General features: G+C 39.5%; 23 protein-coding genes. 7 read left to right on the forward strand and 16 right to left on the reverse strand.

Translation table 11 applies throughout. The annotated features are described in order from the left end of the window. Positions 1–97: 97 nt before the first annotated feature. From FHG85_RS09265 to FHG85_RS09290, 6 genes are all read right to left on the reverse strand, one after another. On the reverse strand, positions 98–2,257 hold the full coding sequence (locus FHG85_RS09265) for a S46 family peptidase (protein WP_173075172.1): 2,160 nt from the start codon (positions 2,255–2,257) through the stop codon (positions 98–100). Between the two features lie 16 nt (positions 2,258–2,273). Next, entirely contained in the window at positions 2,274–2,882 is a 609-nt protein-coding gene (locus tag FHG85_RS09270; protein WP_246249198.1) for a Maf family nucleotide pyrophosphatase, read from the reverse strand. A gap of 8 nt (positions 2,883–2,890) precedes the next feature. Beyond that, the gene (locus FHG85_RS09275; protein ID WP_173075174.1) at positions 2,891–3,850 is read right to left on the reverse strand and encodes a geranylgeranylglycerol-phosphate geranylgeranyltransferase; all 960 of its coding nucleotides are present in this window, start codon (positions 3,848–3,850) and stop codon (positions 2,891–2,893) included. A 12-nt stretch (positions 3,851–3,862) separates the two neighbouring features. Further along, positions 3,863–4,393: a KdsC family phosphatase gene (locus tag FHG85_RS09280; protein WP_173075176.1), complete on the reverse strand. Its 531-nt coding sequence runs from the start codon at positions 4,391–4,393 to the stop codon at positions 3,863–3,865. 18 nt (positions 4,394–4,411) lie between these two features. After that, the gene (locus tag FHG85_RS09285; protein WP_173075178.1) at positions 4,412–5,191 is read right to left on the reverse strand and encodes a Rossmann-like and DUF2520 domain-containing protein; all 780 of its coding nucleotides are present in this window, start codon (positions 5,189–5,191) and stop codon (positions 4,412–4,414) included. 280 nt (positions 5,192–5,471) lie between these two features. Beyond that, positions 5,472–5,861, reverse strand: coding sequence for a hypothetical protein (locus tag FHG85_RS09290; protein WP_173075180.1), 390 nt, complete (start codon positions 5,859–5,861; stop codon positions 5,472–5,474). Between the two features lie 481 nt (positions 5,862–6,342). Here FHG85_RS09290 and FHG85_RS09295 point away from each other — a divergent pair, with 481 nt between their 5' ends. The 5 genes from FHG85_RS09295 to FHG85_RS09315 all read left to right on the forward strand — a co-directional run bounded on the left by FHG85_RS09295 (position 6,343) and on the right by FHG85_RS09315 (position 12,150). Beyond that, positions 6,343–7,092, forward strand: coding sequence for an electron transfer flavoprotein subunit beta/FixA family protein (locus FHG85_RS09295; RefSeq protein WP_173075183.1), 750 nt, complete (start codon positions 6,343–6,345; stop codon positions 7,090–7,092). Between the two features lie 26 nt (positions 7,093–7,118). Beyond that, entirely contained in the window at positions 7,119–8,084 is a 966-nt protein-coding gene (locus tag FHG85_RS09300) for an electron transfer flavoprotein subunit alpha/FixB family protein (protein WP_173075185.1), read from the forward strand. A gap of 97 nt (positions 8,085–8,181) precedes the next feature. After that, positions 8,182–9,501 (forward strand): 4Fe-4S dicluster domain-containing protein, encoded by a 1,320-nt coding sequence (locus tag FHG85_RS09305; RefSeq protein WP_173075187.1) that lies wholly within the window; start codon positions 8,182–8,184, stop codon positions 9,499–9,501. Positions 9,502–9,552: 51 nt separating this feature from the next. Beyond that, complete coding sequence (locus tag FHG85_RS09310) at positions 9,553–10,347, forward strand: (Fe-S)-binding protein (protein WP_220429196.1); 795 nt, start codon at positions 9,553–9,555, stop codon at positions 10,345–10,347. Between the two features lie 24 nt (positions 10,348–10,371). Then, complete coding sequence (locus FHG85_RS09315) at positions 10,372–12,150, forward strand: acyl-CoA dehydrogenase family protein (RefSeq protein WP_173075189.1); 1,779 nt, start codon at positions 10,372–10,374, stop codon at positions 12,148–12,150. A gap of 68 nt (positions 12,151–12,218) precedes the next feature. Here FHG85_RS09315 and FHG85_RS09320 read toward each other — a convergent pair whose 3' ends face one another. The 6 genes from FHG85_RS09320 to FHG85_RS09345 are packed head-to-tail and all read right to left on the reverse strand — an operon-like array spanning position 12,219 to position 16,550. Continuing rightward, positions 12,219–12,596, reverse strand: a complete 378-nt coding sequence (locus tag FHG85_RS09320; RefSeq protein ID WP_173075191.1) for a response regulator — start codon at positions 12,594–12,596, stop codon at positions 12,219–12,221. Between the two features lie 3 nt (positions 12,597–12,599). Continuing rightward, positions 12,600–14,396, reverse strand: a complete 1,797-nt coding sequence (locus tag FHG85_RS09325; protein WP_173075193.1) for a sensor histidine kinase — start codon at positions 14,394–14,396, stop codon at positions 12,600–12,602. A 56-nt stretch (positions 14,397–14,452) separates the two neighbouring features. After that, positions 14,453–14,803 (reverse strand): DUF2200 domain-containing protein, encoded by a 351-nt coding sequence (locus tag FHG85_RS09330; RefSeq protein WP_173075195.1) that lies wholly within the window; start codon positions 14,801–14,803, stop codon positions 14,453–14,455. An 11-nt stretch (positions 14,804–14,814) separates the two neighbouring features. Continuing rightward, positions 14,815–15,108 carry a hypothetical protein gene (locus tag FHG85_RS09335; protein WP_173075197.1) on the reverse strand — a complete coding sequence of 98 codons (294 nt, stop codon included), beginning with the start codon at positions 15,106–15,108 and terminating at the stop codon, positions 14,815–14,817. 22 nt (positions 15,109–15,130) lie between these two features. Further along, positions 15,131–15,562: a VOC family protein gene (locus FHG85_RS09340; protein ID WP_173075199.1), complete on the reverse strand. Its 432-nt coding sequence runs from the start codon at positions 15,560–15,562 to the stop codon at positions 15,131–15,133. Between the two features lie 16 nt (positions 15,563–15,578). Further along, the gene (locus FHG85_RS09345; RefSeq protein WP_173075201.1) at positions 15,579–16,550 is read right to left on the reverse strand and encodes a GlxA family transcriptional regulator; all 972 of its coding nucleotides are present in this window, start codon (positions 16,548–16,550) and stop codon (positions 15,579–15,581) included. Positions 16,551–16,722: 172 nt separating this feature from the next. Between FHG85_RS09345 and FHG85_RS09350 the strand changes: the two genes are divergently transcribed. Both FHG85_RS09350 and FHG85_RS09355 read left to right on the forward strand, forming a co-directional pair. Continuing rightward, the gene (locus FHG85_RS09350; RefSeq protein WP_173075203.1) at positions 16,723–17,145 is read left to right on the forward strand and encodes a hypothetical protein; all 423 of its coding nucleotides are present in this window, start codon (positions 16,723–16,725) and stop codon (positions 17,143–17,145) included. A 22-nt stretch (positions 17,146–17,167) separates the two neighbouring features. Then, on the forward strand, positions 17,168–17,839 hold the full coding sequence (locus FHG85_RS09355) for a DUF2461 domain-containing protein (RefSeq protein ID WP_173075205.1): 672 nt from the start codon (positions 17,168–17,170) through the stop codon (positions 17,837–17,839). 61 nt (positions 17,840–17,900) lie between these two features. Here the strand turns inward: FHG85_RS09355 and FHG85_RS09360 are convergent, their stop codons facing one another. The 4 genes from FHG85_RS09360 to nuoE are packed head-to-tail and all read right to left on the reverse strand — an operon-like array spanning position 17,901 to position 24,445. Further along, positions 17,901–18,356 (reverse strand): ferritin-like domain-containing protein, encoded by a 456-nt coding sequence (locus FHG85_RS09360; RefSeq protein ID WP_173076846.1) that lies wholly within the window; start codon positions 18,354–18,356, stop codon positions 17,901–17,903. After that, positions 18,340–22,050 carry an FAD-dependent oxidoreductase gene (locus FHG85_RS09365; RefSeq protein WP_173075207.1) on the reverse strand — a complete coding sequence of 1,237 codons (3,711 nt, stop codon included), beginning with the start codon at positions 22,048–22,050 and terminating at the stop codon, positions 18,340–18,342. The genes FHG85_RS09360 and FHG85_RS09365 overlap by 17 nt, the downstream gene beginning before the upstream one ends. A gap of 36 nt (positions 22,051–22,086) precedes the next feature. Next, positions 22,087–23,865, reverse strand: coding sequence for an NADH-quinone oxidoreductase subunit NuoF (locus FHG85_RS09370; protein WP_173075209.1), 1,779 nt, complete (start codon positions 23,863–23,865; stop codon positions 22,087–22,089). Positions 23,866–23,914: 49 nt separating this feature from the next. Continuing rightward, positions 23,915–24,445: an NADH-quinone oxidoreductase subunit NuoE gene (nuoE, locus tag FHG85_RS09375; protein WP_173075210.1), complete on the reverse strand. Its 531-nt coding sequence runs from the start codon at positions 24,443–24,445 to the stop codon at positions 23,915–23,917. Positions 24,446–24,529 lie beyond the last annotated feature (84 nt).

The raw sequence follows: 24,529 nt of genomic DNA on the forward strand, positions 1-24,529 counted from the left end.
AACCGCATAAGCATCAATACAATCCCTTTAAACCATCAACAAATAGCACAAAAAAAGCCACCCTAAAAGGGCGGCTTAATTATGCATAATGATAAATCTAGTTAATAATCTCCATCTCATCGACTAAGTTTTTAGCACCAGCAAACTTATCAATGATAAATAGTGCATAGCGTATATCAAGGGTTATGTTCCGGCAGTAGTTAGGATCGAACATTACATCGCTCATGGTACTTTCCCAGCAGCGGTCGAAGTTAACACCTATTAAGTTGCCTTCAGCATCCAGAACAGGACTACCTGAATTACCACCAGTGGTATGATTCGAAGCAATAAATGCAACTGGCACAGTGCCATTTTCGGCATAGGGGCCAAAATCCTTTTTCTTGTAAAATTCAATTAAACGCTCGGGTGCAACATAATCAGGCACATTGCGCTGCTGCGCCTTTTCATATACCCCATCGATAGTTGTATAATAGTTGTAAACTACGCCATCGCGCGGAGCAAAACCTCCAACTTTACCATATGCAATTCGTAATGTGGAATTTGCATCGGGGAAAAATCGCTTGTCAGGCTGCATACGCATTAAGCCCTCAACGTAGTATCGATAAAGCACGTTAAGGCTATCGCTAATCTCGTAATATCTATCGCGTATGTTTTGACGATAAAAATCTTCAAAATCAAGGTAGATGCCAAATACGGGATCGTTAACAAACTCTTTTACTGTAATGCTGTCAATACCTGAAAGAAGGGTAATTACTCTAACGCTATCGGCAAAAGCAGTTTGGGAGTATATTTGCGAAGCAAGCTGTCGCCAATTACCATTTTGCTCCTTCACTTTGAGAAGAAATTGAGGTTGAAGTTGCTCAGGCACCCGTTCTGAGTATGCCTGCATCATAGCAGCAAATACTTCGCGGTCAACAGCAAGTTCAAAATCCTTAAAGAATCTTCTGGAATATCCTATAAGTGCCTGTTTTTGCGCTTCAAGTTTATCTTTATCAGCCTTTGGATCTAGAACAAGATTGATTAATTTTTCAAAACGCGATGCAAAGCCAATAAGCTCAACACCATATACAGCTTCGTACCTATAATTTGCAATTAACGATAGCGGTGCAAGTTCGGAATATAGCTGTTCAAATTTAGGGAGTAGCCATCCGTATCGTTCATTCAACTCTGGTTTTGACGATGCCCAGGCAGCAAACATGCTCTCAAGTTCCTGCTTCTTTGAAACAGCATTAAGTCTTTTAAGTCCCATTGTTTCACCAATCCATTTTTTCCAGGCATTGGCAACACGCGCATGTTTTGAAGCATACTTAATGGCAATGGTATCATTTTTACTCATAAAGCTATCAAAAATCGACAACCTAATATCGCGCAAAGCAATATTATTTGGGTTTATCTGGTTAATTATCAGATTTACTTCGTGTGAAGTAATATACTGCTTTGTACGACCAGGGAAACCATAAACCAGAGTAAAATCGCCTTCTTTTATACCTTTCGTTGATATCTTCAGGAAACGTTTTGGTTTATAGGGTACATTATCGGGCGAGTATGGTGCAGGATTATTATTTTTATCGGCGTAAATACGAAACATTGAGAAATCGCCAGTATGGCGTGGCCAAACCCAGTTGTCGGTATCGCCACCAAATTTGCCAATAGTTTCAGGTGGGGCACCTACCAGCCTAACATCTTCAAAAACCTGATAAACAAAAATGAAATACTGGTTTCCATAGTAAAAAGGACGAATAATAGCCTCATAGCCAACCCCTTCTTTTTCTGCCAATTCAATAAGGCTATCAGCAACCTGCCCAATGGCTTTTGCGCGTTCTAGCTCAGTCATGGTGGTCGTTACATTCTTCAACACCTTATCGGTTACGTCATCCATTCTAACAAGAAACCTAACCGTGAGCCCTGGGTTGGGAAGTTCGTCGGCATGCGACTTTGCCCAAAAACCATTTGCTAGAAGATTATTATCGACAGTTGAATGGGATTGTATTGACGAAAAACCACAATGGTGATTTGTGATTAAAAGACCTTGATCGGAAATTAGCTCGCCAGTACATCCTCTACCAAACTGAACAATGGCATCTTTCAAACTAGAATGGTTTACACTGTAGAGGTCCTCGGCTGTTAACTTAAATCCCATGCGTTGCATTTCGGGAATATTTTTGCCTATTAGCATGGGTATCCACATACCCTCATCGGCAATGGCACTAAAAGTAAACACTGCTGATAATACTAGTAATAACACTTTTTTCTTCATCGCTAAGTATTTTTTTTTATTTTGATATCAATTTTATGAAAGAGATTAATTGATCGTGTAAAGTTTCTACAGGCAGCCCCATTACATTGTAGTAGGAACCATCGATTCGTTCAACACCCACATACCCAATCCATTCCTGAACGCCATATGCACCCGCCTTATCGAAAGGCTTATATTTTGATACGTAGTAATCGATTTGCTCTGGGCTCAACCTTTTAAAATATACCTCTGTAGAAACCGAGAACACACGCTCTATATCTTTCGATTTAATGCAAACACCAGTTATTACTGTATGTGATTTATTCTGAAGCGCACCTATTATCTGCCTGGCATCCGCTTCATCTTTTGGTTTACCAAGTATTTGGTTACAACAAACAACTATAGTGTCGCATGCCAAAAGAATTGTTTTAGCATCAAGCCTATCGGCAAAATGGGAAGCCTTGTAACGAGCAAGATATACGGGAACATCATGAAGAGGAATATTTTGAGGAAAAGGTTCATCATCGTCGTGCGAGGTATCCCATATCTCAAAATCAACATCCAATCCTTTAAGTAAATTCCTTCGTCGTGGCGATTTAGATGCCAGGACCAATTTTTTATCGATTAGCAATTCCTGTAAAAGCATAAAAAAAACTAATTAACGATGTATGCAAAAACTAAAGTATAAAGCACACCAGAAAGCATTATTAGTTTACAAATAAGGCTTGCTCTATGATATTCGGACTTTGTACTAGCAAGCAACACGCTAAAAATTAAAACAAAAATCGGCAAGGCAACCAAAACGACCATGTAAACCAGTGAAATATAATCGAAACCAGTTTTGGAGATTTTAAAAAGATATGCTGAGAAGAGTATCACCAAAGCCACAAGGGTAATTGCTAGAATGGAAGCCACAATTAATTTAGCCTTTTTCACCCCATAATGGACAGGAATTGTATCTCTACCGAGGGTAGTGTCACCCTCAAAGTCTTCTATATCCTTAATAATCTCTCTAGCAAGTGTTAGCAAAAATCCAAAAAATGCGAATCCTCCTACCCAGTAGAGTATCACTCTCAAGTTAAGTTGATAAATAAAAATAATATCACGATAAGTACCAAGCATAGGAAGTTCAAAAATCAACGGGATTAAAGGAACAGTTCCCGTAAGAATGGCAACAACCAAATTACCAATTAAAAGCTGTCGCTTATAAATTGTAGAATAGAACCACAATATGCCGCTTGTCAAGAAAAACAGCAAAGAAAAAATTGGGCGTCCAACCTTAAAAGAAACGATTGTACCCAATGCAATACCAGTTATAGTAAGAGCTAAATGAAATGCAATTGCACCACGCCGAGTAATTGTTTTGCCCACAACCACAGTTTCAGGCCTATTAATCAAATCGGCCTTAGTGTCGAAGTAGTCATTAATAACGTAACCACCAGCGGTAATCAATACGGTTGCAGCAACCAGCTCAACGAACCACCAAAGAGGAAGTTGTAGTTCCAATCCATAACCATTAAGGAGCGTTTGGATAATCATATACCGAATAAGAACCATTGTTGCTGCAACTATCAGCAAGTTCTTAACCCTAATTAAACGAAGGTATTTGTACATAACTTGCAAGTTTTACTGTAATCCATTAGACGATGGCCCCCATAAGCCTTTAACCCTGAGAACTTGTTCAATAACATCTCGAACACAACCTTTCCCACCATTATATGACGAAATGTATGCCGAGATTTGCTGAATCTCCGGGGTAGCATCTCGAGGACATGTGGGAACACCAACTCGACTCATCACCTCATAATCGGGCATGTCATCGCCCATGTATAGGATTTCGGATAGTTCAATTCCATACTTAAATCTAAAATCTTCAAGAGCGTCAACTTTATCGTGTGTCCCCAGATAGATATCGGTTACTCCCAACCCTTTAAATCGATCTCGCACCGATTCCGATTTACCACCAGAAATAATTGCTATGGGGAATCCACGCTCAACTGCAACATGAACAGCATATCCATCGCGGGTGTTTGATGTGCGCAACATATCACCCGAGGGGTGAAGAATTACGGTTCCATCGGTAAAAACACCATCAACATCAAATGCAAATGCCTTAACCTGAGGTAGAAGCTCCTTAAAATTCTTTTTATTTGCCATGCGTAAAAATTGTATTTATTATAGTTTTCTATTTTGAGCTAATTTCTGAATGCTCAAAGATAGCTGATTGTATAATTCATCCAAGCCAAATTCTTTCAACATTTCGGCATGCCGCCTCAATGTTACGCTATCATAACGAATGGCAGGCCCAGTTTGATAATCGGCTGGATTCCCTTCAAATGCTTTTGATATAGTTTCCAGCACTAATGGCTTTACTATATTAAAATCTATATTATGCATGGCTGTTATACTGTATGCCAGGGAAAGCATATGATTGGTAAAGTTACATGCAAACACACCTGTAAGGTGGAGCCATCGTCGCTGCTCCGAATTCATTGGCTCAACTATATCGGAAATCTTTTGCGCTAAAAGTTCAAGTTTGGTATAGGTTTCCTCATCAGAGGCCTCGAGACAAATGGGAATATTGTTAAAGGGGATAACTTTTTCACGCGAGAAAGTTTGGAACGGGTAAAAAACTCCAAAACCTGGTGCCTGAACTCTATTAAGAACAGACATTGGCGTGCTCCCACTAGTGTGAGCCACAATACCATTTAGTTTAGGTAATTTCTCAGCAACCTGTAAAATTGCATCGTCTGGCAGCGCCACAAAGTAGTACGATGCATCAGTGACGATATTACCAAAACTATCTATCGCCTTAGCATCAACCTTGTCGGCTAGCGCTTTAGCGCTTTTCATAGTTCTAGAATAAACCTGAACAACTGAACATCCATGAATTTTTAAGGCATAGGCCAGCGAGGTAGCCAAATTACCTGCCCCAATGAGCACTACTCTGTTCATGGCAATTATTGTTTGTTTGCATAAAGGTAACCATTTTTTGTAAACCGATATATCTACCTGAAAGAAGTGCCACACCAACTTTAAATTTACATTAACGAGGAATAAGCCAATTGTAGATTTTGGAACTATCTGGATTAGCAACATAATGGTTTAAAGCCATGTTACGTAAAGGTAATTAATATCATCCCGGATCATACAACCATAAAAAGAAGGCATCCGGGACGCCAAAACGACCCGGATGCCAACCACCTAACCTATTGTAAACCTAAACCTAAAAAAACTAATTATAAGAGTATTGCATGGTTTGAATGATAGAACACGACTCGTACCTCTCTTTTTCCAATAATTTTGTGTAACTATCAGCTATAAACACTGAATACTCTTTGGAAATAGTAAACTCTATATTTTTTACTTTCGAATAAATATTATCGTTCATGATAGATCCTAAATCTTCTGACACAATTATTCTTTCAGCATTTTCATCAATTCTTATGCCAGATTTTTCCTCTAAACTCAATAAAGAATCGTTATTACTATTCAAGATCGACCGTAGCCTAATTATCAGTTTAAAAAACGAAAGGCTCCTATTCCTGTTCATTGAATACTTAATCACAGAATCGATAATCTCTTTAGTTAAATGCTCAGGGTTAGCAGCCCATTTGCTCGTCATATTTTTCTCAGCCAAATCCAACTCAAGAAGTGAATTGGTTATTTCACTATCTAAACGATTAATTAATATATTGATAAACTCGCTACTCATAAAACAGAATCAACTTTATTAAATTTACTATCTAAACGACTTAAAATCAATTTTGTTAAGATGATTTTGGTCAATAAAAGCTAAATGGTGACCAAAAAAATGTTAAAAGCGATAAAATCTCAACATCTTATAAATCTGCCAGTTATACTCTTTTTAAAATTATATATTTTAATAAGGGTTGATTTTTAGAGCAATTAATATAGATTTGCACGTTCGTTTAATAGCTAAAGGGTGTTGAAAAATAATATTTTAAATATTGTACTGATTTTCTTTTGATTACAAATTCTATTCTAAATAACACCCTTGTAAATAGTAAGATTACATTAAATTTGTGGATTTGATATGAGTAGAACTTGCAACAACAAAATGTTTAACTAACAAATAAAAGCAAATGAAAATTCTTGTTTGTATTAGCCATGTGCCTGATACCACCACAAAGGTGAAATTTGTTGATGGCGATACTAAGCTCGACACCAATGGAATACAATGGGTAATAAACCCTTGGGACGAACTTTCACTAACCAGAGCTTTAGAGCTTAAAGATAATGCATCAACAGGAGTTAGCAGTGTTACTGTTGCTCATGTAGGTCCTGCTACAACAGAACCAACCATCCGCAAAGCACTTGCTATTGGAGCAGATAATGCTATTAGGGTAAACGCCGACCCTGCAGATGCATACTTTGTTGCGGCTCAGTTAGCCGAAGTGGTAAAGCAGGAACAATTCGACATTATCATGTGTGGTATTGAGTCAAGCGATTACAATGGTTCTGCAGTTGGTAGCATGCTTGCCGAATTTCTTGATATTCCTTCTGTATCAGCCGTTTCTGGGCTCAATATAGAAAATAATGAGGCTATTATTACCCGCGAAATTGATGGTGGAAAAGAGACCGTTACTGTCCCCACGCCATTTGTGGCAATTGTGCAAAAAGGTATAGCCAAAGAACCAAGAATCGCTGCAATGCGTGGAATTATGATGGCTCGAAGCAAACCCATTAAAGTTATTGAACCTGTTGCTATAGATCCTTTAACTGAATACGTTAAATTCGAACTTCCAAAACCACGCGCTGCATGCAAGTTTGTTGATCCTGAAAATCCTAAGGAACTAATTACCTTACTACAAAACGAGACCAAACTTATTTAAGGTTAAACCTAAAAATTCTAAAGAAAATGTCAGTACTAGTATATACCGAGAATTGGGACGGCAAGTTTAAAAAGCTATCATACGAACTAGTATCATACGGTAGCAAAGTAGCCGAAATGTTGGGAACAACCACAACAGCAGTTACCATAGGTAATGTTAATGATGATGAGCTAAACACCTTAGGCAAATATGGAGCCGATAAAGTACTTTGCCTTCAGAGCGAAAATTTAAAAAACCTCGACAGCCAGCTATATACAAACGCTATTGCAAAGGTTGCTCAGGACGAAGGTAGCAAGGTTATTGTAATATCAAATAACAACTCAGGGAAATCCATTGCACCTCGCCTTTCGGTAAAGCTAAAAGCAGCATTAGGCTCGGGCGTTTCGCAACTCCCACTTAGCACTTCGCCTTTTACTGTTTACAAGCGCACATTCTCAGGCGCTGCTTTTGCGCATGTGGTGCTTAAAACCGATGTTAAGATAATCACCCTTACCCAAAACTCTTTTGATATTGTTGAAAACAGCAAACAAGTAAAAGTTGAGAGGGTTGACTTCCAAACCGATGCACCTAAAACCGTTGTAAAAGACGTGCAAAAGCAAACTGGTAAGTTACTTCTAACTGATGCCGAAATTGTGGTTTCAGGTGGACGTGGTATGAAGTCGCCCGACAACTGGGGACCACTTGAGGAACTAGCCGAGCTTCTTGGTGGAGCAACCGCTTGTTCTCGCCCAGTTTCCGACGAAGGATGGCGACCACACGAAGAACACACCGGACAAACTGGTAAAATCATTGCACCTAACCTTTACATCGCTGTTGGTATCTCTGGTGCAACACAACATATTGCTGGTGTTAGCGGTTCGAAATATATTGTTGCCATTAACAACGATAAAACCGCACCTATTTTTGAAGTAGCGCAATACGGAATTGTTGGCGATGCACAAAAAGTATTGCCACAGCTCGTTGAAGCTGTTAAAGAGATTAAAGGCAAATAGTTTTTTTTAGCACTTAGTTTATTAAACCTGCTGCTTTTGCAGCAGGTTTTTAAGCTAAATAAGGCATAAACCAAAACATAAACCAAAAACCAACAACATGACTAAGCAAATAGTTTTTGCCTTAGCACTACTAGCAACCATTGGTGTTTTTGCTTACACTATCAGCCGAATAGCAAGGTTCTTCATGTTAACCCGCAAGGGGTTTAAGGTTGATAAGTTGGGCAAAAGGCTTTTGGTTACTCTTAAAGTGGCTTTTGGGCAAACAAAAATTTTTCGACGTCCTGTAATTGGATTATTACACGCACTAGTATTTTGGGGATTCTGCGTTATCCTTTTTGGCAGTATTGAAATGGTAATAGACGGACTCTTCGGAATAGAAAAATCATTGAGTTTTCTTGGTGGATTTTACAATTTCATGATGGCTGCTGGCGATATCTTCGCACTTTTAGTAGCCATATCAATTATTGTTTTCCTAATCCGCAGAATATTCCTTCATGTTAAGCGATTCGAAGGCATTGAGATGAAAAAAATCTCTCATATAGATGCCAACATTGCTTTAACAATAATACTTGTTCTCATGCTCTCGCTCATGGGCATGAATGCCGCATACATTAAGTGGGCTCAACTTGCAGGACACAATATTCATGGAATTTACCCAGTAAGCCAACATCTTACATCGTTATTCGATGGCATTTCGGTTGATGGTGTATTTACTCATTATCAAGTTTACTGGTGGATTCACATTCTACTTATTTTCATTTTTGCTAACCTGCTTCCATACTCAAAGCATTTCCATGTTTTCATGTCGATACCAAACGTTTTTCTCTCACGTTTAGAGCCACTTGGCAAACTTCCCAACATGGATAATGTTACCCGCGAGGTAAAACTGATGATGAACCCCGAAACTGCATTCTCAGCACCTGCAGAGGAGGCACCAATTGAACGTTTTGGAGTAAAAGACGCCGAAGATGTAGTTTGGAAGAGCTATTTCGATTCACTTGCATGTACCGAATGTGGTCGTTGTACATCGGTTTGTCCGGCTAACATCACAGGAAAAAAGCTATCACCTCGTAAAGTAATGATGGACCTACGCGCCAGGATGAAGGAGAAAGGTCCGCATATGCTTAAAAACGGACGAGACTATAACGATGGCAAATCGCTTGTTCGCGACTATATTAGCGAGGAAGAACTTTGGGCTTGCACTACCTGCAATGCTTGTGCACAGGAATGTCCAATCAATATTGACCATCCCAAACTAATTGTTGAAATGCGCCGTTACCTGGTTATGGAGGAGGGTTCCGCTCCCGGCGAACTTAAAGCCATGTTCAACAACATTGAGAATAATGGTGCACCCTGGCAGTACTCCCCCGAAGACAGATTACTGTGGGCTAAAGATTTAGAAACAAAAGCACTATAGCGTTTTTTCACCTCACCATTATTCAAGTCAAACGCTTAACTTAATTTGAAAATGGAAACACGAAAGATAGAAATTCCTGTAATGGCCGACCTTTTTGCTAAAGGTGAAAAACCCGAATACCTTTTCTGGGTTGGATGTGCCGGAGCATACGACGACCGTTACAAAAAAGTAGCAGCGGCCTTTGCTAAAATCCTAATTCATTTGAATGTTAGCTTTGCAGTTCTAGGTAAAGAGGAAACCTGTACTGGCGACCCTGCACGCAGGGCAGGGAACGAGATGCTCTTCCAAATGCAAGCACTACAAAACATTGAGCTATTCAAAGCATATGAGATTAAAAAGGTAATAACTATATGCCCGCATTGCTACAACACGTTTAAAAATGAATACCCCGACCTTGGCGCCGACTTTGAGGTTATCAGCTATATAGACATACTTAACCAATACATCGACGAGGGTAAGATAAAATTAGACACCAATAAATTTAAAGGAACAAAAATCACTTACCACGACCCCTGCTATTTGGGTCGTGCCAACGGAATATACGAGCAACCCCGCAAACTTCTTAAAAAGTTAGGAGGAGAACTTGTTGAGATGGAGCGCAATAGGAGTTTTGCCCTTTGCTGTGGTGCTGGTGGAGCCCAAATGTTTAAGGAGGCTGAAAAAGGGAACAAAGAAGTTTTCCTTGAACGCATGGAAGACGTCCTGAAGGTAGAACCAGAGGTTATTGCAACAGCTTGCCCGTTCTGTATGACCATGATGACCGATGGTATTAAGTACAAGAACCAGGAGGAAAAGATGCGCAATTACGATATTGCAGAGCTAATCGCTGAATCGCTTAACTTATAATATCAACTATAAACCGAAACAGTTATGAGTGAAAGAAAATTGCTAAAAAGTGGCGAATTTCTTGTAAACGAGATAGACGCTAACGACATTTTTATTCCCGAGGAATTTAACGAAGAGCAACGCATGATTGCTCAAACCTGTCGTGATTTTATGGATGCTGAGGTTTTCCCAAAACTCGACGATATAGATAAAGGTGACAGGGAACTCATGAAAAGCATTCTTCAAAAATCAGGCGAACTTGGAATGCTTGGTATTGCAGTACCTGAGCAATACAATGGTTTCGGACAAGACTTTGTAACACAAATGCTTGTGGCTGAAACAACTGGTGCAGGGTATTCTTTTTCAGTTGCCTATATGTGCCATTGCGGTATAGGTACTATGCCTATTCTATACTATGGTAACGAAGAGCAACGTCAGAAATATGTAGCACGTCTAGCAACTGGTGAACTTATTGGTGCATACTGCCTTACCGAGCCAGGTGCTGGTAGCGATGCCAATTCAGGCAAAACCACTGCTAAGCTATCGGAAGATGGGAAGTACTACATCCTAAATGGACAAAAGATGTGGATTACCAATGCAGGTTTTGCCGACACACAGGTTGTTTTTGCAAAGGTTGAGAACGACCGTGTATTAAGTGCCTTCATTGTTGAAAGCAGCTGGCCTGGCGTAGTTATTGGTCCCGATGAGCATAAAATGGGGATTAAGGGCTCATCAACAGCACAAATATATTACAACGATGTAAAAGTTCCTGTTGAAAACATGCTTGGCAGACGCGGTGAGGGTTTCCGTATTGCGCTTAGCATTCTTCACATGGGACGTATGAAACTTGGCGCAAACGTAATTGGTGCTGCAAAGGAAACCATTACCCAATCGGTTCAATATGCCAATGAGCGAAAGCAATTCAACACAAAGATTGCAAACTTTGGTGCCATAAAGCACAAGCTAGCCGAAATGGTTATCAGGACCTATGCACACGAATCGGCTATTTACCGAGTAAGTAAAGATATCGATGACCTTATCGAAAAATACAAATCGGAAGGATGCGAGTATGGCCGTGCAGCAATTGACGCCATTAGCCATTACGCCGTAGAAGATGCCATTCTTAAGGTTAATGGTTCGGAGATGCTCGATTTTGTGGTTGATGAAGGTGTTCAAATTCATGGTGGAATGGGCTATTCAGCCGAGATGAACGTTGAGCGCGGTTATCGCGATTCTCGCATCAATCGTATTTTTGAGGGCACCAATGAGATTAACCGTCTGCTTGTAATCGATACTGCTATTAAGCGTTCTCTTAAAGGCGAATACGACCTAATGGGACCTGCCGAGCAGCTCTACAATAATCTCGACGGCATTGTTGCAGAAAATGGCTCAAACGACTACTATGAGCAAAAGATGCAAACCATCCGTAACTTTAAGAAGATTGCCATGTTAGGTATTTACGGTGCTTCTAAGGCCTTTGGTAAGGCATTCGCTGCTGAGCAAGAAGTTCAAAATAATATCAGCAACATCATCATGGATTTGTATGTTGCCGAATCGCTTGCTCTTAGGGTTAAGAAATTGGAAAATATGGGTAAGCAGAATATCGATATTTACAAAGATATTGTTGATGTATTTGTATACGATGCAGCCGGGCGCATCCGCAAAAATGCCATGGATGCTGTAAACTCATTTGCAGCTGAGCCAGAACTTTCTAAATTAGGCAATGCTGTTGATAGGCTTTGCAAGGTTGCACCTGTTAACGTTAAGGAAGCACGCCGTCGCATTGCCGACAAACTAATTGAGGACAACCAGTACAAATTTTAATTTTTACTGTATTTAATAAAAAGTTAGGGGCCGAATTTCAGCCCCTTTCTTTTATCCATCATATTTCTTTACTTTTTACAAAGTTGATTCAAAACTCTTTTAAGCTCAACAAGGTTGAGCGGTTTGGTAAGGTAAGCATCAAAAACATCCTTATACAAATCGATGTCATCGTTAGTTGCATAGGCGGTTTGGGCAACAACAACAATATTGGGATTAATTTCTTTAATCTTTTTAGTTGCAGTAACCCCATCCATTCCATGCATTTTTATATCCATAAGGATTAAAGAGATTGTATTGTCTGATTTACATACATCCACTGCCTTTTGGCCATCATCAACATGCAATATTTCACAATCATAATCCTTTAACACCGCCCTTAATAGTCTGAAACTATTAATATCATCCTCTGCAATCAAAACAGTGCGTTTTGCTTTTTTCTCGCTCATAATTTATAGTATTAACCTATTTCCAACAGTTACCGGCTTATAAGGCACAGTAAAGAAGAAAGTAGCTCCTTTACCTAACTCCGATTTAACCCAAATTTTCCCATGCATGAGTTCTACATAACCCTTACAAATTGAAAGGCCAATTCCTGTGCCCCCGTATTGTGTTTGAATCGCTTCATCGGCTTGAGTAAATTGTTCAAAAATAAGTTCTAACTTACTCGAATCGATACCAATACCAGTATCACTTACAAAAAACTCAACAACATCATTATTAATGCTATAACCAAACTCAATCGTCCCCTCTTTGGTAAACTTGACGGCATTTGACAATAAATTATTGATAATTCTCCTTAGCTTAATTTTATCAACCAGAACAATTGCCTCGGGACCTGTGTGCGATTTGGAAGTATTTATCGTTATTTTGTTTTCATCAACAGAAATTTTAACCATTCCTTGGATGTCATCAATCAGCTGACTAAGATTTGTTGGAGATGGAGATAACCGTTCCAGCCCTGTTTCCAGGGATGAAATGGCAATAATATCGTTAATGATTGCGTTAAGCTGGTCGCTACTCTTTTTAATGATTTTTACGCTCTCTTTCTGTTCCTCATCAAGGTTTTCGTTTTGATGTAATAAAAGCTGTGTAAAGCCAATAATTGCATTCAAAGGAGTACGAATTTCATGGCTTAGATTATGGAGAAACAGAGTTTTTAGCTTATCGGCCGATTCCGCTCGTTCTTTGGCATTTATGAGATTTTTCTCATACCTAATCCTTTCAAATATGTTGAATATCAAATATGTGATTAAAAGCATGCCAACTATCAAAACACCAATTGATACATAGTACAAGTTGATTGAGCGAAAAGTAGCCTTACGCTTGCTTATTTCAACCATGATGTACCATGGATAGATATTTCCATTAAGCCCAATTGGGTATAATACCCTAAAAACCTCATCGTTAGCAATACGTGAAGTTGTTTCGTAGCTGTATTCTATGCCACTTTTTATCGCATAAGAAAATAAAGTATCATTTCTTTCGATATAGTTGTAAATATTTTCTCCAATCATGGAGGAGTCGTCATGTGCCACAATTTCACCAGTAGAAGCAATTAATGAAACCGTACCTGATTTTAGACGAAGATTTTTTAACTTCTGCTGTATTCTATTCAGGTCGATGTCAATGCCAACAATTCCATAAAATGTTGTGTCAATTATGATAGGAACAATCACCGAAGTTTCATAAAACACCTTTGGCAAGCCTGAGTAGCTGTAGTAGTAGGGTTCAAGTACCATTTCCCTCTTGGTTTCTTTGGGAATGGTGTAATAATTTTCAAGATACTCTTCGGGAGCTGTTATTTTTTCATCAAACAAAGAATCATGGAAATGAAAGCAGGCATAGGTAAAATGCCCCTCCGTGTCAAAATAAGGAGTGTTCTTATAATACCAATCCTTTCCATCAAATTTGTTTGGCTCCCACATTGTCCAAAATGCTAAATACTGAGGGTACTCTTTAGCATACCTCCTAAGCAAAGCCATAACCTCGTCTCTTTGCGCACCTTCATTCCTAATTAAAACTTCTTGCTTGGCAATTGACCGTAAAGTATACAATGCAGAAAGAAACAGGCTGTTTATCTCTGTAGCTGCATTTCGAGACTGTTGAATGGCTATCCACTTTGAATCTTCATAAGAATTTTCCCGCTGGTAGATACCTATATAAAAGTATAGAAAAATAAAAGCGCAAGCAGTTAGAACAGCTGCTACAATAGGTAAGGTAAGGGAAAGCTTTGTCTTTTTATCCATTCAGCAAAAAATAGAATTTAAGCAATACAAACAGGTAAGCGATAATAACATTGACATCAGCCACGTAGAATTTTTTCCAATTTACGGCCTTTTGCCAGCTCATCAACGAGTTTATCTAGATACCTAACCTTTCTTGTCAAAGTGTTCTCAATTGATTCAACCTGAACACCACAGACCTTACCAGTGATTAGATTTGCATTGGCGTTTAAATTTGCACCTGCAAAGAACTCCTCAAAAGTCACATCCTTGCTAATGAAATCTTGAATTTTAGCAGAATCATAACCAGTTAGCCATTCAATAACCTGGTCTAGTTCTTCTTTGGTGCGACCTTTCTTCTCAACTTTCTCTAAGTAAAGAGGATAAATCTTTGCAAATGACATTTTTGCTATGCGTTCATCAGTATTCATTTCTATAAAAATTACATTTGAATAGATTCAGTAATAATATCGTACGCAAGATTATGAAATTCTTGATCGAGCTGTATCCATTCTTTAAAATTCCGTCCAGTTATATTAAAAGGCGATGCAATGCCTTGATCAATATATTTTTTAACTAGTTGAGGCTTTGTCTTGATTACAATAGCATTGTTTTTTTCTAAATACATTGCCAAGAAATCTCCGTTGAACCTCAAGCATGGTTTGCGCATTATGGTTGACTCCTCAACTCCATCAATTTGCAACAACCTCTCTTTTAACGCATCAAAAGGATTCATAGTTACAGATGTTTTCAAAAAGTTATTTTAGTGGCACATTAAACATCCAGCTTATTCCAAATTTATCGTTCAACATTCCAAAATAGGCTCCCCAGAATGTTTCACCTAGAGGCATTACGACTTTCCCGCCTTGTGATAAAGCGTTAAAATATGAATCGGCTTCATCTTTTGAATTGCAATTAACTGAAATAGAAAAATTATTACCGACCTGAAGAGGATCACTCATGCCAGGAATAACATCGGAGCCCATTAGTATAGAATTCTCTCCCACTTTCAAACTTACATGCATTATCTTTTCAGAAAATTCTTCAGGAAGAGGAGGCATATTCTCCATTTGTGGCATTTCCTTATAGTAATTCAAATCGATAAATTCACCATGAAATATCTCTTTGTAAAATTCGAAAACTTCTTTACAGTTTCCGTTAAAATTCAAATAAACATTGATTGTTGCCATAGTCATTAAGTTTTAGTTATGTAAAAGAAAATTTGTTCCGATAATCAAGGGGTGAACTCCCCGTAAACTTTTTAAAGATTTTTCTGAAAGCCAGCGGGTCTTCGTAGCCCACCTTATTAATAATTTGGGAAACGGTTAAGTTAGATGTTTCTAACTTTTTCTTTGCTGCCTCAACTCGCACTCGCTGTATATATTCATGTGGTGTATTACTAGTTGCCTTTTTAAAACGACGTATTAATGTTCGTTTGCTAATAGCAAAATATTCTGACAGTAAATCTAAAGATAGATCAACCTCATAGTTTTGCTCTATAAAATTCTGTATTTTAAGAATAAGTTCATCGGTGTGGCTTTTTTGAGTACTGAAAATGGAATAAAACGACTGAGAGTTTTTATTAATGTCAATGAGAAGCATTTTAGCTGTATAATGCGCCACTTCAATACCACAAAACTTTTCAACCAGATAAATCATTAGGTTTTGGTAAGAGGTTGCACCTCCACAAGAATAAATGTTGCCATTATCGACTATAATCTTTTCAGGTAGCAAATCCACATCGGGATATCGTTGCCTAAATAAATCCACAGCAATCCAATGTGTAGTTGTATTTTTCCCATTCATCAAACCTGTTTCAGCAAGAAGGAAAGCTCCAGTGCAAATACTAGCAACTTGAGAACCTTTATTGTACATATCTTTTATCCAAGGTACAAAACTATAGTTTATCTGAAGCTGCTTCTCAACATCTCCATCTAATCCTGGAATTATTATCAAATCTAACTTATCAACATCATGAATGTTAGCATGGCAAAATATGGGATAGCCATTTGCAGTGTTTATCATTTTTGGTCCAGACGAAACAATTTGCACATCAAAAAAGGGTTTTTGCAATCCATTCATCGATTGGCAAAATTGACCTGCCTTTCTCAATATCTCCATAGGCCCAATCATGGTTAAAGGGGTACAATCTTCAAGGGCCAAAACTCCAACTCTCATTAGTTCAGATCTTTTAATTATCATCAGCTAAGGTACGGATAATTTTACACGCAATACACACTTGTCACTTTTAACATATCATATTGTCATTATTAACTAACATAATTAGCGCTGATTATGCGTTAATTTGCGAAATAAATTAATTCACAAACGGTTAATAAATTCATATGCCATGAGTAAAAACTTCTTCTACAGAAATGCAATTGCAGGTGCTATAATGCTAATTCTTTCCGCATTTGCTGGAATGTATATTGGAATGAACTATGATTCTAGGTTTCCTAGCGCTTACGATGGGTATTATATGATTAAAAAGGGAGAAGCATTGATTAGGGCAGTCCATACACATGGTATGCCATTTGCCCTATACAATCTGATTTTAGCCTTTATAATTCCTTTCCTGGGACTTACTGAAAAAACAAAAAACATCACCTCATGGTCAGGTGTGCTGATGTTAATAATGCCTCTTGCACTTTTCCTCAGGGGAATATCATATCCTGCCACTACATTTGATTATGTAGGGTTTGTTGGTGCATTTTTCTTTGTATTAACATCGGCACTTCTACTAATTGGGTTCATAAAGAAAGTTTACCACTAGAACTGAAGAAATTTTAGGGACAATGCTGAATGATAAATTTGTGACATTTTTCACAGAGTTAGAAAGAAACAATAACCGCGACTGGTTTAATCAAAACAGAAAGGTTTACGAAAAAGAATGCTTAATTCCTTTCAAGGAACTTGTATCGGAGCTAATAAGTAGAATTTCATTATTTGACAAAACCGTCTCGGGGCAAGATGTAAACAGTGCTATCTTCAGGATCAACAGAGACATACGATTTTCTAAAGACAAAACGCCATACAACACAGAGCTAAAAGCAGCCATAGTAAAAGGTGGAAGAAAATCGTTATATCCGGGATACTACCTTGCAATTGGTGCTGAAAAGAGTTATATCGGTGGAGGCTTATATAATCTTAGCAGCGAAATGCTTGAGAAGATTAGGGATTACATTGCAGAGCATCCCGAGAAATTTAAAGCGATAACCACAGATACAACCTTCGTAGAATGCCATAAAATGATTTTAGGAGATAAAAGCAAACGCCTTCCTGTTAAGTACAAGGAATTAGCAAATTCAATCCCTGAAATAGCACTAAAACAGTTTTACTACATGAGCGAGGTTAAAACATCGCAACTTATTAATAATAAAAACATTGCAGAAACCATATTATCGAGATATTTAGCAGGATACAAACTAAACTACTTTTTGCAAAAAGCGTTATCGCAATCCGTTTAGTAAAAGAAAAGCCGCATGTTTATCTCATGCGGCTTTATTGCTATAATAAAGTAATTAAAATCTAGTTCTCTCGCAAAACATATTCATCGTACTCCAGTTCAAAGCGTAGCTTATGTCTCGACTCTTCCTGTGCTAGCTGTTTGAAAAGCTCTTTATATTCAGCCTTATCAACACGGTCCGAGAGCGCCATATAGAGTTTAAAGGCCGCTTTTTCACGCTTCATAGCAAGTACAAGAGCCTGCTCATAATTCATATCCTCACGTTCCGATTCAAGAACAACATAATCAGCAACTTTTAAGTCGGCCACCTTCTCATTAGGCAAACTCACAACGCCTTCCTCCTTTATTTTTACAAGGCGAGCCTTGTGTCCCATCTCCTCTTGGGCAAACTGTTCAAAGGTTTTCTTCATGTCGTTATTTCTAGCGTTACCTGCTAGGCGGTTATAAAAATCAACAGCATCCTGTTCGCGATCTATCGCAAAGTCAAGGATATCGTCAATGTTAGAGAACTCTTTCATGGCTTTTAGTTTTTGCATTTATAAGTTTTTCCTCAAAATCGATATCGAAACTATTCATTAGGTAGCTACATCCCGCTTTAAATTGAAGGGACTCGCCCTCATTGTGAGTTTGAATAAACCTCAAATCAGTTAGGGATGTGTTCTCCTGAGGAAGCAACGATAAAATTTCGGTCTGAATATCATACACATCATTATCGGTTTTAACATCAAGTTTGTTTAGTAGTGATGCTAAAACTTCTAGCGTTGTACTTTCAACCTTGGGCTTAAGCTCTGCCCCGAATTGTTGAATAGTATGATTTGTATTAGCAAACGAACCGCCCGATTCAAACCAAAGCGATGCTGGTATTACTACATCTGCTTCTTTAGCTGTTTCGGTCAGAAATGTATCAACCACCACTTTAAAGGATGACTTTTGTATGAGTTCTTTTACTTTCACCTTATACTTTGCTGTTCCTATTGGGTCCTCGCCAACAATAACTAGGTTCTCAATTGCACCTTGCTCAAGCAAATCGGAAAGATTATGCGATTTTTCAGGTAAGTGATCAACCAGCCATTTCTGTTTTAGCTTATCAATATAGCTTTGATCGGAAACTAGCTGTCCACCAATTCCTAATTGAGGATTAATACCCATGTCAATTAGCCCGTGTGAGTTGTTTTTAGGTTTCAATGCAATCAGACCTCCAGTCGATTTGCCTAATTTACCAGTAATAAGCATTAGATTTCTAATCTCGGCGGCAGTATTATCGGTAACCTCTGCTTCGGCAAACAAAAGTAAAGCGCCATAGTCGTTGTTAAACTCATTGGCAAAACGTTCAATAACTTCACGGTCGCACCCTGCTTGTGCACAAAGCTTAGCGTAATCCTCCTCAAGCAAGTTTGCGCTATAATCGCCAAATCCTTCGCAATGATCACCGATGTAAACCATGTTTTGTTTATTCCCAGCTAACAAGTAGTGGTTTACAGCCTTAATGAAATGGTAGTAGGAATCAACCTTAATTAGTTCCTGCGACCTATTGGAAAGGTTTGATTCATTGCGAGCAATAACAGTAACAGGTTTTTTCGATGCATTCACCATGTAACCTGCCACAGCATTGTACCTATTAATTTGAGTGGCAAAAAGATAGATATGGTTTGCCTTACTTATATCGGCAAACATGGCATTTTGCGTAGAGTCGACAGTAAAACCCTCACCTGTACCAAGATAATGGAAACTTCCTATATTATTTGTTTTGGCACCTGCACGAGCAAGTTTCTGTACAAGGTATTGCTCCTCGTTGGTAAGGGTTGCACCAGCAAAGAAAGCGTTGGCATCGGGTTTGGCTGATTTTATTTTTTCAGCTATTAAACTAATTGCCTCATCGTAGGAGATTTCGACAAACTTACCGTTTACTTTTTTAAGTGGTTTTGTTAGCCTGTATATGCTATTAAATTCCCTATAACCAAATTTACCATACATGCAGAGGTTCCCATCGGCATTTACCTGACCATTAGCACCAGTTACCCGCATTAGGTATCCACCCTTATGATGGAAAGTTAACTTACACCCAACCGAGCAGTAACCACAAATGGTTTCAAACTTATCGGTTTTAACTGGACCAGGTTTAAACGGAACATTTTCAGTAATTGCTCCAGTGGGACATGCCGAAATACACAACCCACAGGATTCGCAAGTAGTATCGGCAAGGTTATCGCCAAAAGCAGGGGCAACATAGGTATCAAAACCACGCTTTACTAGGGTTAAAGCATTTGCACCAACAACCTCTTTACAAATCCTAATGCATCGCGAACAAAGAATACACTTATTGTTATCAATTTCAATAAAAGGATGTGAGAAGTTTACATCAAATTCTTTGTGGTCACCCATAAAACGCAGCTGGTCGGCCTGGTATGTATCGGCATGGCGCTTTAGGTCACACTCAAAATACTCCACACAACCGCACTCTAGGCAACGGGCAGTTTCATTCATAGCCTGCTCATGTGTATAGCCAAGTTCAACTTCGTTGAAGTTGACACGTTGATTAGCATCGAGCACAGGCATCTCCTCGCGAAGCTGCTTTTGGTATCGGGTTACAAAATCATCGGTTGTTAGCTGTTTGAAATTATCCTTTTTACTGAGGAACTCCTTACGAGGTGGCACAACAGGCTGACCGGTTAAATACAAGTGGCAGCTATGTGAAGCAAGTTTAGCCTGAGCAATTGCCTCGATAATAGTTGCAGGGCCAGTTACCCCATCGCCTGCTGCAAAAACAGAGGGGATGCCAGTTTGCAATGTTTTTCTATCGGCATCAATATCGCCCCACTTATTGGCTTTTAGCTCTCCATTCTTGGCATGATTATTAACATCATCCAGAAAATCGATTTCAGTTTTCTGCCCTATTGCAGCAAGAATGTAGTCGAACTCCATTTCAAACTCAGAGCCCTCAACCGGGACAGGGCGTCTACGTCCTGATTCATCTGGTTCGCCAAGTTCCATGCGAACAAGAGTCATGGATTTAACCTTACCATCGGCGGTTTTATTAACCCTGACGGGAGCAGTTAAAAACATGTATTTAACGCCTTCGAGCTTTGATTCATGAATTTCAATTGGGTTAGCTGGCATTTCGGCTTCGGTTCTTCGATAAATGACTGTCACATCGGTGCTACCACATCTAACAGCTGTTCTACAGCAGTCCATTGCAGTGTTTCCTCCGCCAACAACAGCCACTCGTTTACCGCTAAAGTCGTAGCGTTGCCCGGTAACCTCCATGTTTCGCAGGAAATCGATACCAGAAAAAACTCCATCGGCATCTTCCCCTTCGGCTCGAAGTAGTTGTCCCCTCTGAGAACCAATGGTAAGAATCATGGCATCGTAATTCTCTGCTATAGTTTTATAGCTCAAGTTTTTACCCAAGCGCTGATTATAGTAGATGTTCACACCCAGCTCTGTTACAGCAGCGACCTCCTTATCGATTATATCATTTGGTAATCGATATTCTGGGATTCCATAGCGCAACCAACCTCCAGCATGAGGCTGCGCCTCAAAAATATCGCACTGATGCCCTTTTTGTTGAAGGAAATAGGCCGCGGAAAGTCCACCTGGACCTGCACCTATAATCGCCACCTTTTTTCCTGTTGATGGAGCTACTTTGGGTTTAAAATGCTGATTTGACTCGAGGTCGCGGTCGGCAGCAAAGCGCTTTAAGTAATCAATACCCACGCCATGCCCCTCGTCCATATAGTTTCGGCGACATGCCGCTTCGCAAGGGCGAACGCAAACCCTACCACAAATGGCAGGCAACGGGTTAACCTCCTTAATAAGCCCAATTGCTTCGCTGTATAGTCCTTTCTCAATAAGTGAGATGTATCCCTGAACATCGACGCCTGCAGGGCAACGCTCTCTACATGGAGCAACACAGTCGGCATAATGGTTGCTCATTATAAGGTCAAGTGCAGTTTTCCGAGCCTTATGAACTCGTTCGTTATCGGTATTAATCTTCATTCCTTCAACTACTCTAGTGGAGCAGGAAGGCTGGAGGTTGCGTTGTCCCTCTATTTCAACAACACAAACAAAGCACGACGAGTAAGGCTCTAACCTTGGATCGTTACAAAGAGTAGGAATTTCTATGCCATGGCGGCGAGCAACATCAAGGATATACTCACCTTTATGGGCCGTAATATTTTTACCGTTGAGAACTATATTGACCAATTCGCTCATTTCAAGTCGATATTTTATTCGTTAAATAGTCAAAGATTAATTTTTAGTAATGGCATCGAAACGGCAGTTATTATAGCAATCGCCACATTTAATGCAGATATCTTGGTTAATGTGATGAACCTTTTTACGCTCACCATCAATAGCCTTTACAGGGCATTTCACTGCACAAACGGTACATCCGGTACACTTGTTAGGATCAATTTCGTAAGTGAGCAGTTTAGTACAACTATGAGCAGGGCACTTCTTATCGCGTATATGAGCCTCATACTCATGTCGGAAATATTTTATTGTAGTAAGAACAGGATTTGGTGCTGTTTGTCCCAATCCACAAAGCGAACTCTCTTTAACCTGAAGTGCCAATTCCTCTAGCTTTTCAATATCGCCCTCCTGACCTTCACCTTCGGTTATACGAGTAAGTATCTCAAGCATTCGCTTGGTTCCAATACGACAGAAAGTACATTTACCACACGATTCCTTTTGAGTAAAGTCGAGGAAAAACCTGGCCACATCTACCATACAGGTTGTTTCATCCATAACTACCATACCACCAGACCCCATGATAGCACCTGTGGCATTCACCTGCTCGTAATCCACCTGTATATCAATAAGATGTTCAGGAATACATCCACCCGAAGGACCACCTAGCTGAACAGCCTTAAACTTTTTATCGTTCTGGATTCCTCCACCAAGCTTATAGATAATATCACGAAGGGGGGTTCCCATAGGCACCTCAACAAGCCCGCCGTGCTTTATTTTCCCTGTTAGGGCAAATACTTTGGTTCCCTTGCTTTTTTCTGTGCCATACTTGTTGTACGATTCGGGACCGTTTGCAACAATATATGGAACATTTGCAAAGGTTTCAACATTATTAATGTTGGAGGGCCTTTGCCAAAGCCCTTTTTCTGCAGGGAATGGTGGGCGTTTCGAGGGCATTCCTCGTTTGCCCTCTATGGATGCCATAAGCGCAGTTTCCTCGCCGCAAACAAACGCACCCGCACCTTCTTTTATATAGATATCGAGGTTAAAGCCCTGAATTCCCATAATATTCTTTCCCAGATAGCCGTGCTCACGTGCTTGATCCAACGCAATATTTAACCGTTTGATAGCCAACGGATATTCGGCCCTGCAATAGATAACCCCTTGGTTAGCACCAATGGCATAGGCGCCAATTATCATCCCCTCAATAACTGCATGTGGGTCGCCCTCAAGCAGAGAACGGTCCATAAAAGCACCCGGATCGCCCTCATCGGCATTACAAATAATATACTTCTCGTCGGATTGGTTGGCACGGGCAAAGCGCCATTTCATTCCAGTAGGGAATCCACCGCCACCACGGCCCCTCAAACCAGAATCGATAATGGTTTGAATAACCTGTTCTGGAGTGATTGATTCATGTGCTAACTTTTTCAAGGCTTGATAACCACCTCGTGCCTCATACTCATGAATATTTTCAGGATCAATGTAGCCACAATTCCTTAGGGCAATTTTCACCTGACCATCGAAATAAGTTTGGTCGGGTGTTTCAAACTGGTCAGTCTTAACCACATACTCCTTTATAGGATTGTGCCCCAGCACATGCTGTTGAATTATATCAATTGCCTTTTCCTCATCTACATCGCCATATATCATTGAACCATTCTCATCTACCACCTCAACAAGGGGCTCCCGAAAGCACATCCCAATACAACTTGTTTTAGCCAATTCAAAATCGAGGTTATCGGCTTCTTTAAGCTCTTTAAACTTATTGTAAACCTTGTTGGCTCCAGCGGCAATGCCGCAACTACCTAAACCAACAATTACTTTTGTTTCTGCCATCGTTTAATGCGTTATAATGATTTAAAAGGTTGCAAGTGCTAAAGCACTATTAGCCTTTTTGCTGGGTTTCCTTAATTTTAATTTCCTTAACTATTTTTACTGCAGAGCTACCTGTTAACTTACCATAGGTCTCCTCGTCAATCATCATTACAGGAGCAAGAGAGCAACATCCAAGGCAAGCAACTGTTTCAAGTGTGAAAAGCTTATCGGGAGTAGTTTCGCCATCGTTTACTTTAAGGGCCTCTTTAAGTGCAAGCGAAATGGCATCGGCACCTTGAACGTGGCACGCTGTCCCATGACAGACCTTAATAATATGCTTACCTACTGGTGAAAGGCGGAATTGAGCGTAAAAGGTTGCCACGCCATACATATCGCTTAAGGTAAGGCCAGTTTCATCGGCAAGTCGTTCAAATGCAGCACGCGGAATATATCCATAAACAGACTGCACTCCCTGCAGCAAGGGAATTAGGTTCCCTTTTTTCCCCTTGTATTTCTGAATTAAGGGTTCAATTAACGATAAATCAACATCATCGGCTAAAACACCGTTACCTGATTTTTGGGGTAGTCGTTGAACTCGCATGGTTTTAAATTTTCAATATTTTAGGCTGATATGAAAACATGTTAATTTCTTAATACAAAAAAAAGATTTTTTTGGTATGGTTGT

Source organism: Tenuifilum thalassicum, from assembly GCF_013265555.1.
GTDB lineage: Bacteria > Bacteroidota > Bacteroidia > Bacteroidales > Tenuifilaceae > Tenuifilum > Tenuifilum thalassicum.

Bases quoted from the DNA above. Each gene is read 5' to 3' on its own strand.
- FHG85_RS09285 (WP_173075178.1), bottom strand. From the start codon at position 5,191: ATGAACAGAGTAGTGCTCATTGGGGCAGGTAATTTGGCTACCTCGCTG.
- FHG85_RS09350 (WP_173075203.1), top strand. From the start codon at position 16,723: ATGAGTAAAAACTTCTTCTACAGAAATGCAATTGCAGGTGCTATAATG.
- FHG85_RS09345 (WP_173075201.1), bottom strand. From the start codon at position 16,550: ATGAGAGTTGGAGTTTTGGCCCTTGAAGATTGTACCCCTTTAACCATG.
- FHG85_RS09370 (WP_173075209.1), bottom strand. From the start codon at position 23,865: ATGGCAGAAACAAAAGTAATTGTTGGTTTAGGTAGTTGCGGCATTGCC.
- FHG85_RS09360 (WP_173076846.1), bottom strand. From the start codon at position 18,356: ATGAAAGAGTTCTCTAACATTGACGATATCCTTGACTTTGCGATAGAT.
- FHG85_RS09300 (WP_173075185.1), top strand. From the start codon at position 7,119: ATGTCAGTACTAGTATATACCGAGAATTGGGACGGCAAGTTTAAAAAG.
- nuoE (WP_173075210.1), bottom strand. From the start codon at position 24,445: ATGCGAGTTCAACGACTACCCCAAAAATCAGGTAACGGTGTTTTAGCC.
- FHG85_RS09315 (WP_173075189.1), top strand. From the start codon at position 10,372: ATGAGTGAAAGAAAATTGCTAAAAAGTGGCGAATTTCTTGTAAACGAG.
- FHG85_RS09335 (WP_173075197.1), bottom strand. From the start codon at position 15,108: ATGAATCCTTTTGATGCGTTAAAAGAGAGGTTGTTGCAAATTGATGGA.
- FHG85_RS09295 (WP_173075183.1), top strand. From the start codon at position 6,343: ATGAAAATTCTTGTTTGTATTAGCCATGTGCCTGATACCACCACAAAG.
- FHG85_RS09270 (WP_246249198.1), bottom strand. From the start codon at position 2,882: ATGCTTTTACAGGAATTGCTAATCGATAAAAAATTGGTCCTGGCATCT.
- FHG85_RS09330 (WP_173075195.1), bottom strand. From the start codon at position 14,803: ATGAATACTGATGAACGCATAGCAAAAATGTCATTTGCAAAGATTTAT.
- FHG85_RS09365 (WP_173075207.1), bottom strand. From the start codon at position 22,050: ATGAGCGAATTGGTCAATATAGTTCTCAACGGTAAAAATATTACGGCC.
- FHG85_RS09280 (WP_173075176.1), bottom strand. From the start codon at position 4,393: ATGGCAAATAAAAAGAATTTTAAGGAGCTTCTACCTCAGGTTAAGGCA.
- FHG85_RS09325 (WP_173075193.1), bottom strand. From the start codon at position 14,396: ATGGATAAAAAGACAAAGCTTTCCCTTACCTTACCTATTGTAGCAGCT.
- FHG85_RS09305 (WP_173075187.1), top strand. From the start codon at position 8,182: ATGACTAAGCAAATAGTTTTTGCCTTAGCACTACTAGCAACCATTGGT.
- FHG85_RS09265 (WP_173075172.1), bottom strand. From the start codon at position 2,257: ATGAAGAAAAAAGTGTTATTACTAGTATTATCAGCAGTGTTTACTTTT.
- FHG85_RS09290 (WP_173075180.1), bottom strand. From the start codon at position 5,861: ATGACGAGCAAATGGGCTGCTAACCCTGAGCATTTAACTAAAGAGATT.
- FHG85_RS09275 (WP_173075174.1), bottom strand. From the start codon at position 3,850: ATGTACAAATACCTTCGTTTAATTAGGGTTAAGAACTTGCTGATAGTT.
- FHG85_RS09340 (WP_173075199.1), bottom strand. From the start codon at position 15,562: ATGGCAACAATCAATGTTTATTTGAATTTTAACGGAAACTGTAAAGAA.
- FHG85_RS09320 (WP_173075191.1), bottom strand. From the start codon at position 12,596: ATGAGCGAGAAAAAAGCAAAACGCACTGTTTTGATTGCAGAGGATGAT.
- FHG85_RS09355 (WP_173075205.1), top strand. From the start codon at position 17,168: ATGCTGAATGATAAATTTGTGACATTTTTCACAGAGTTAGAAAGAAAC.
- FHG85_RS09310 (WP_220429196.1), top strand. From the start codon at position 9,553: ATGGAAACACGAAAGATAGAAATTCCTGTAATGGCCGACCTTTTTGCT.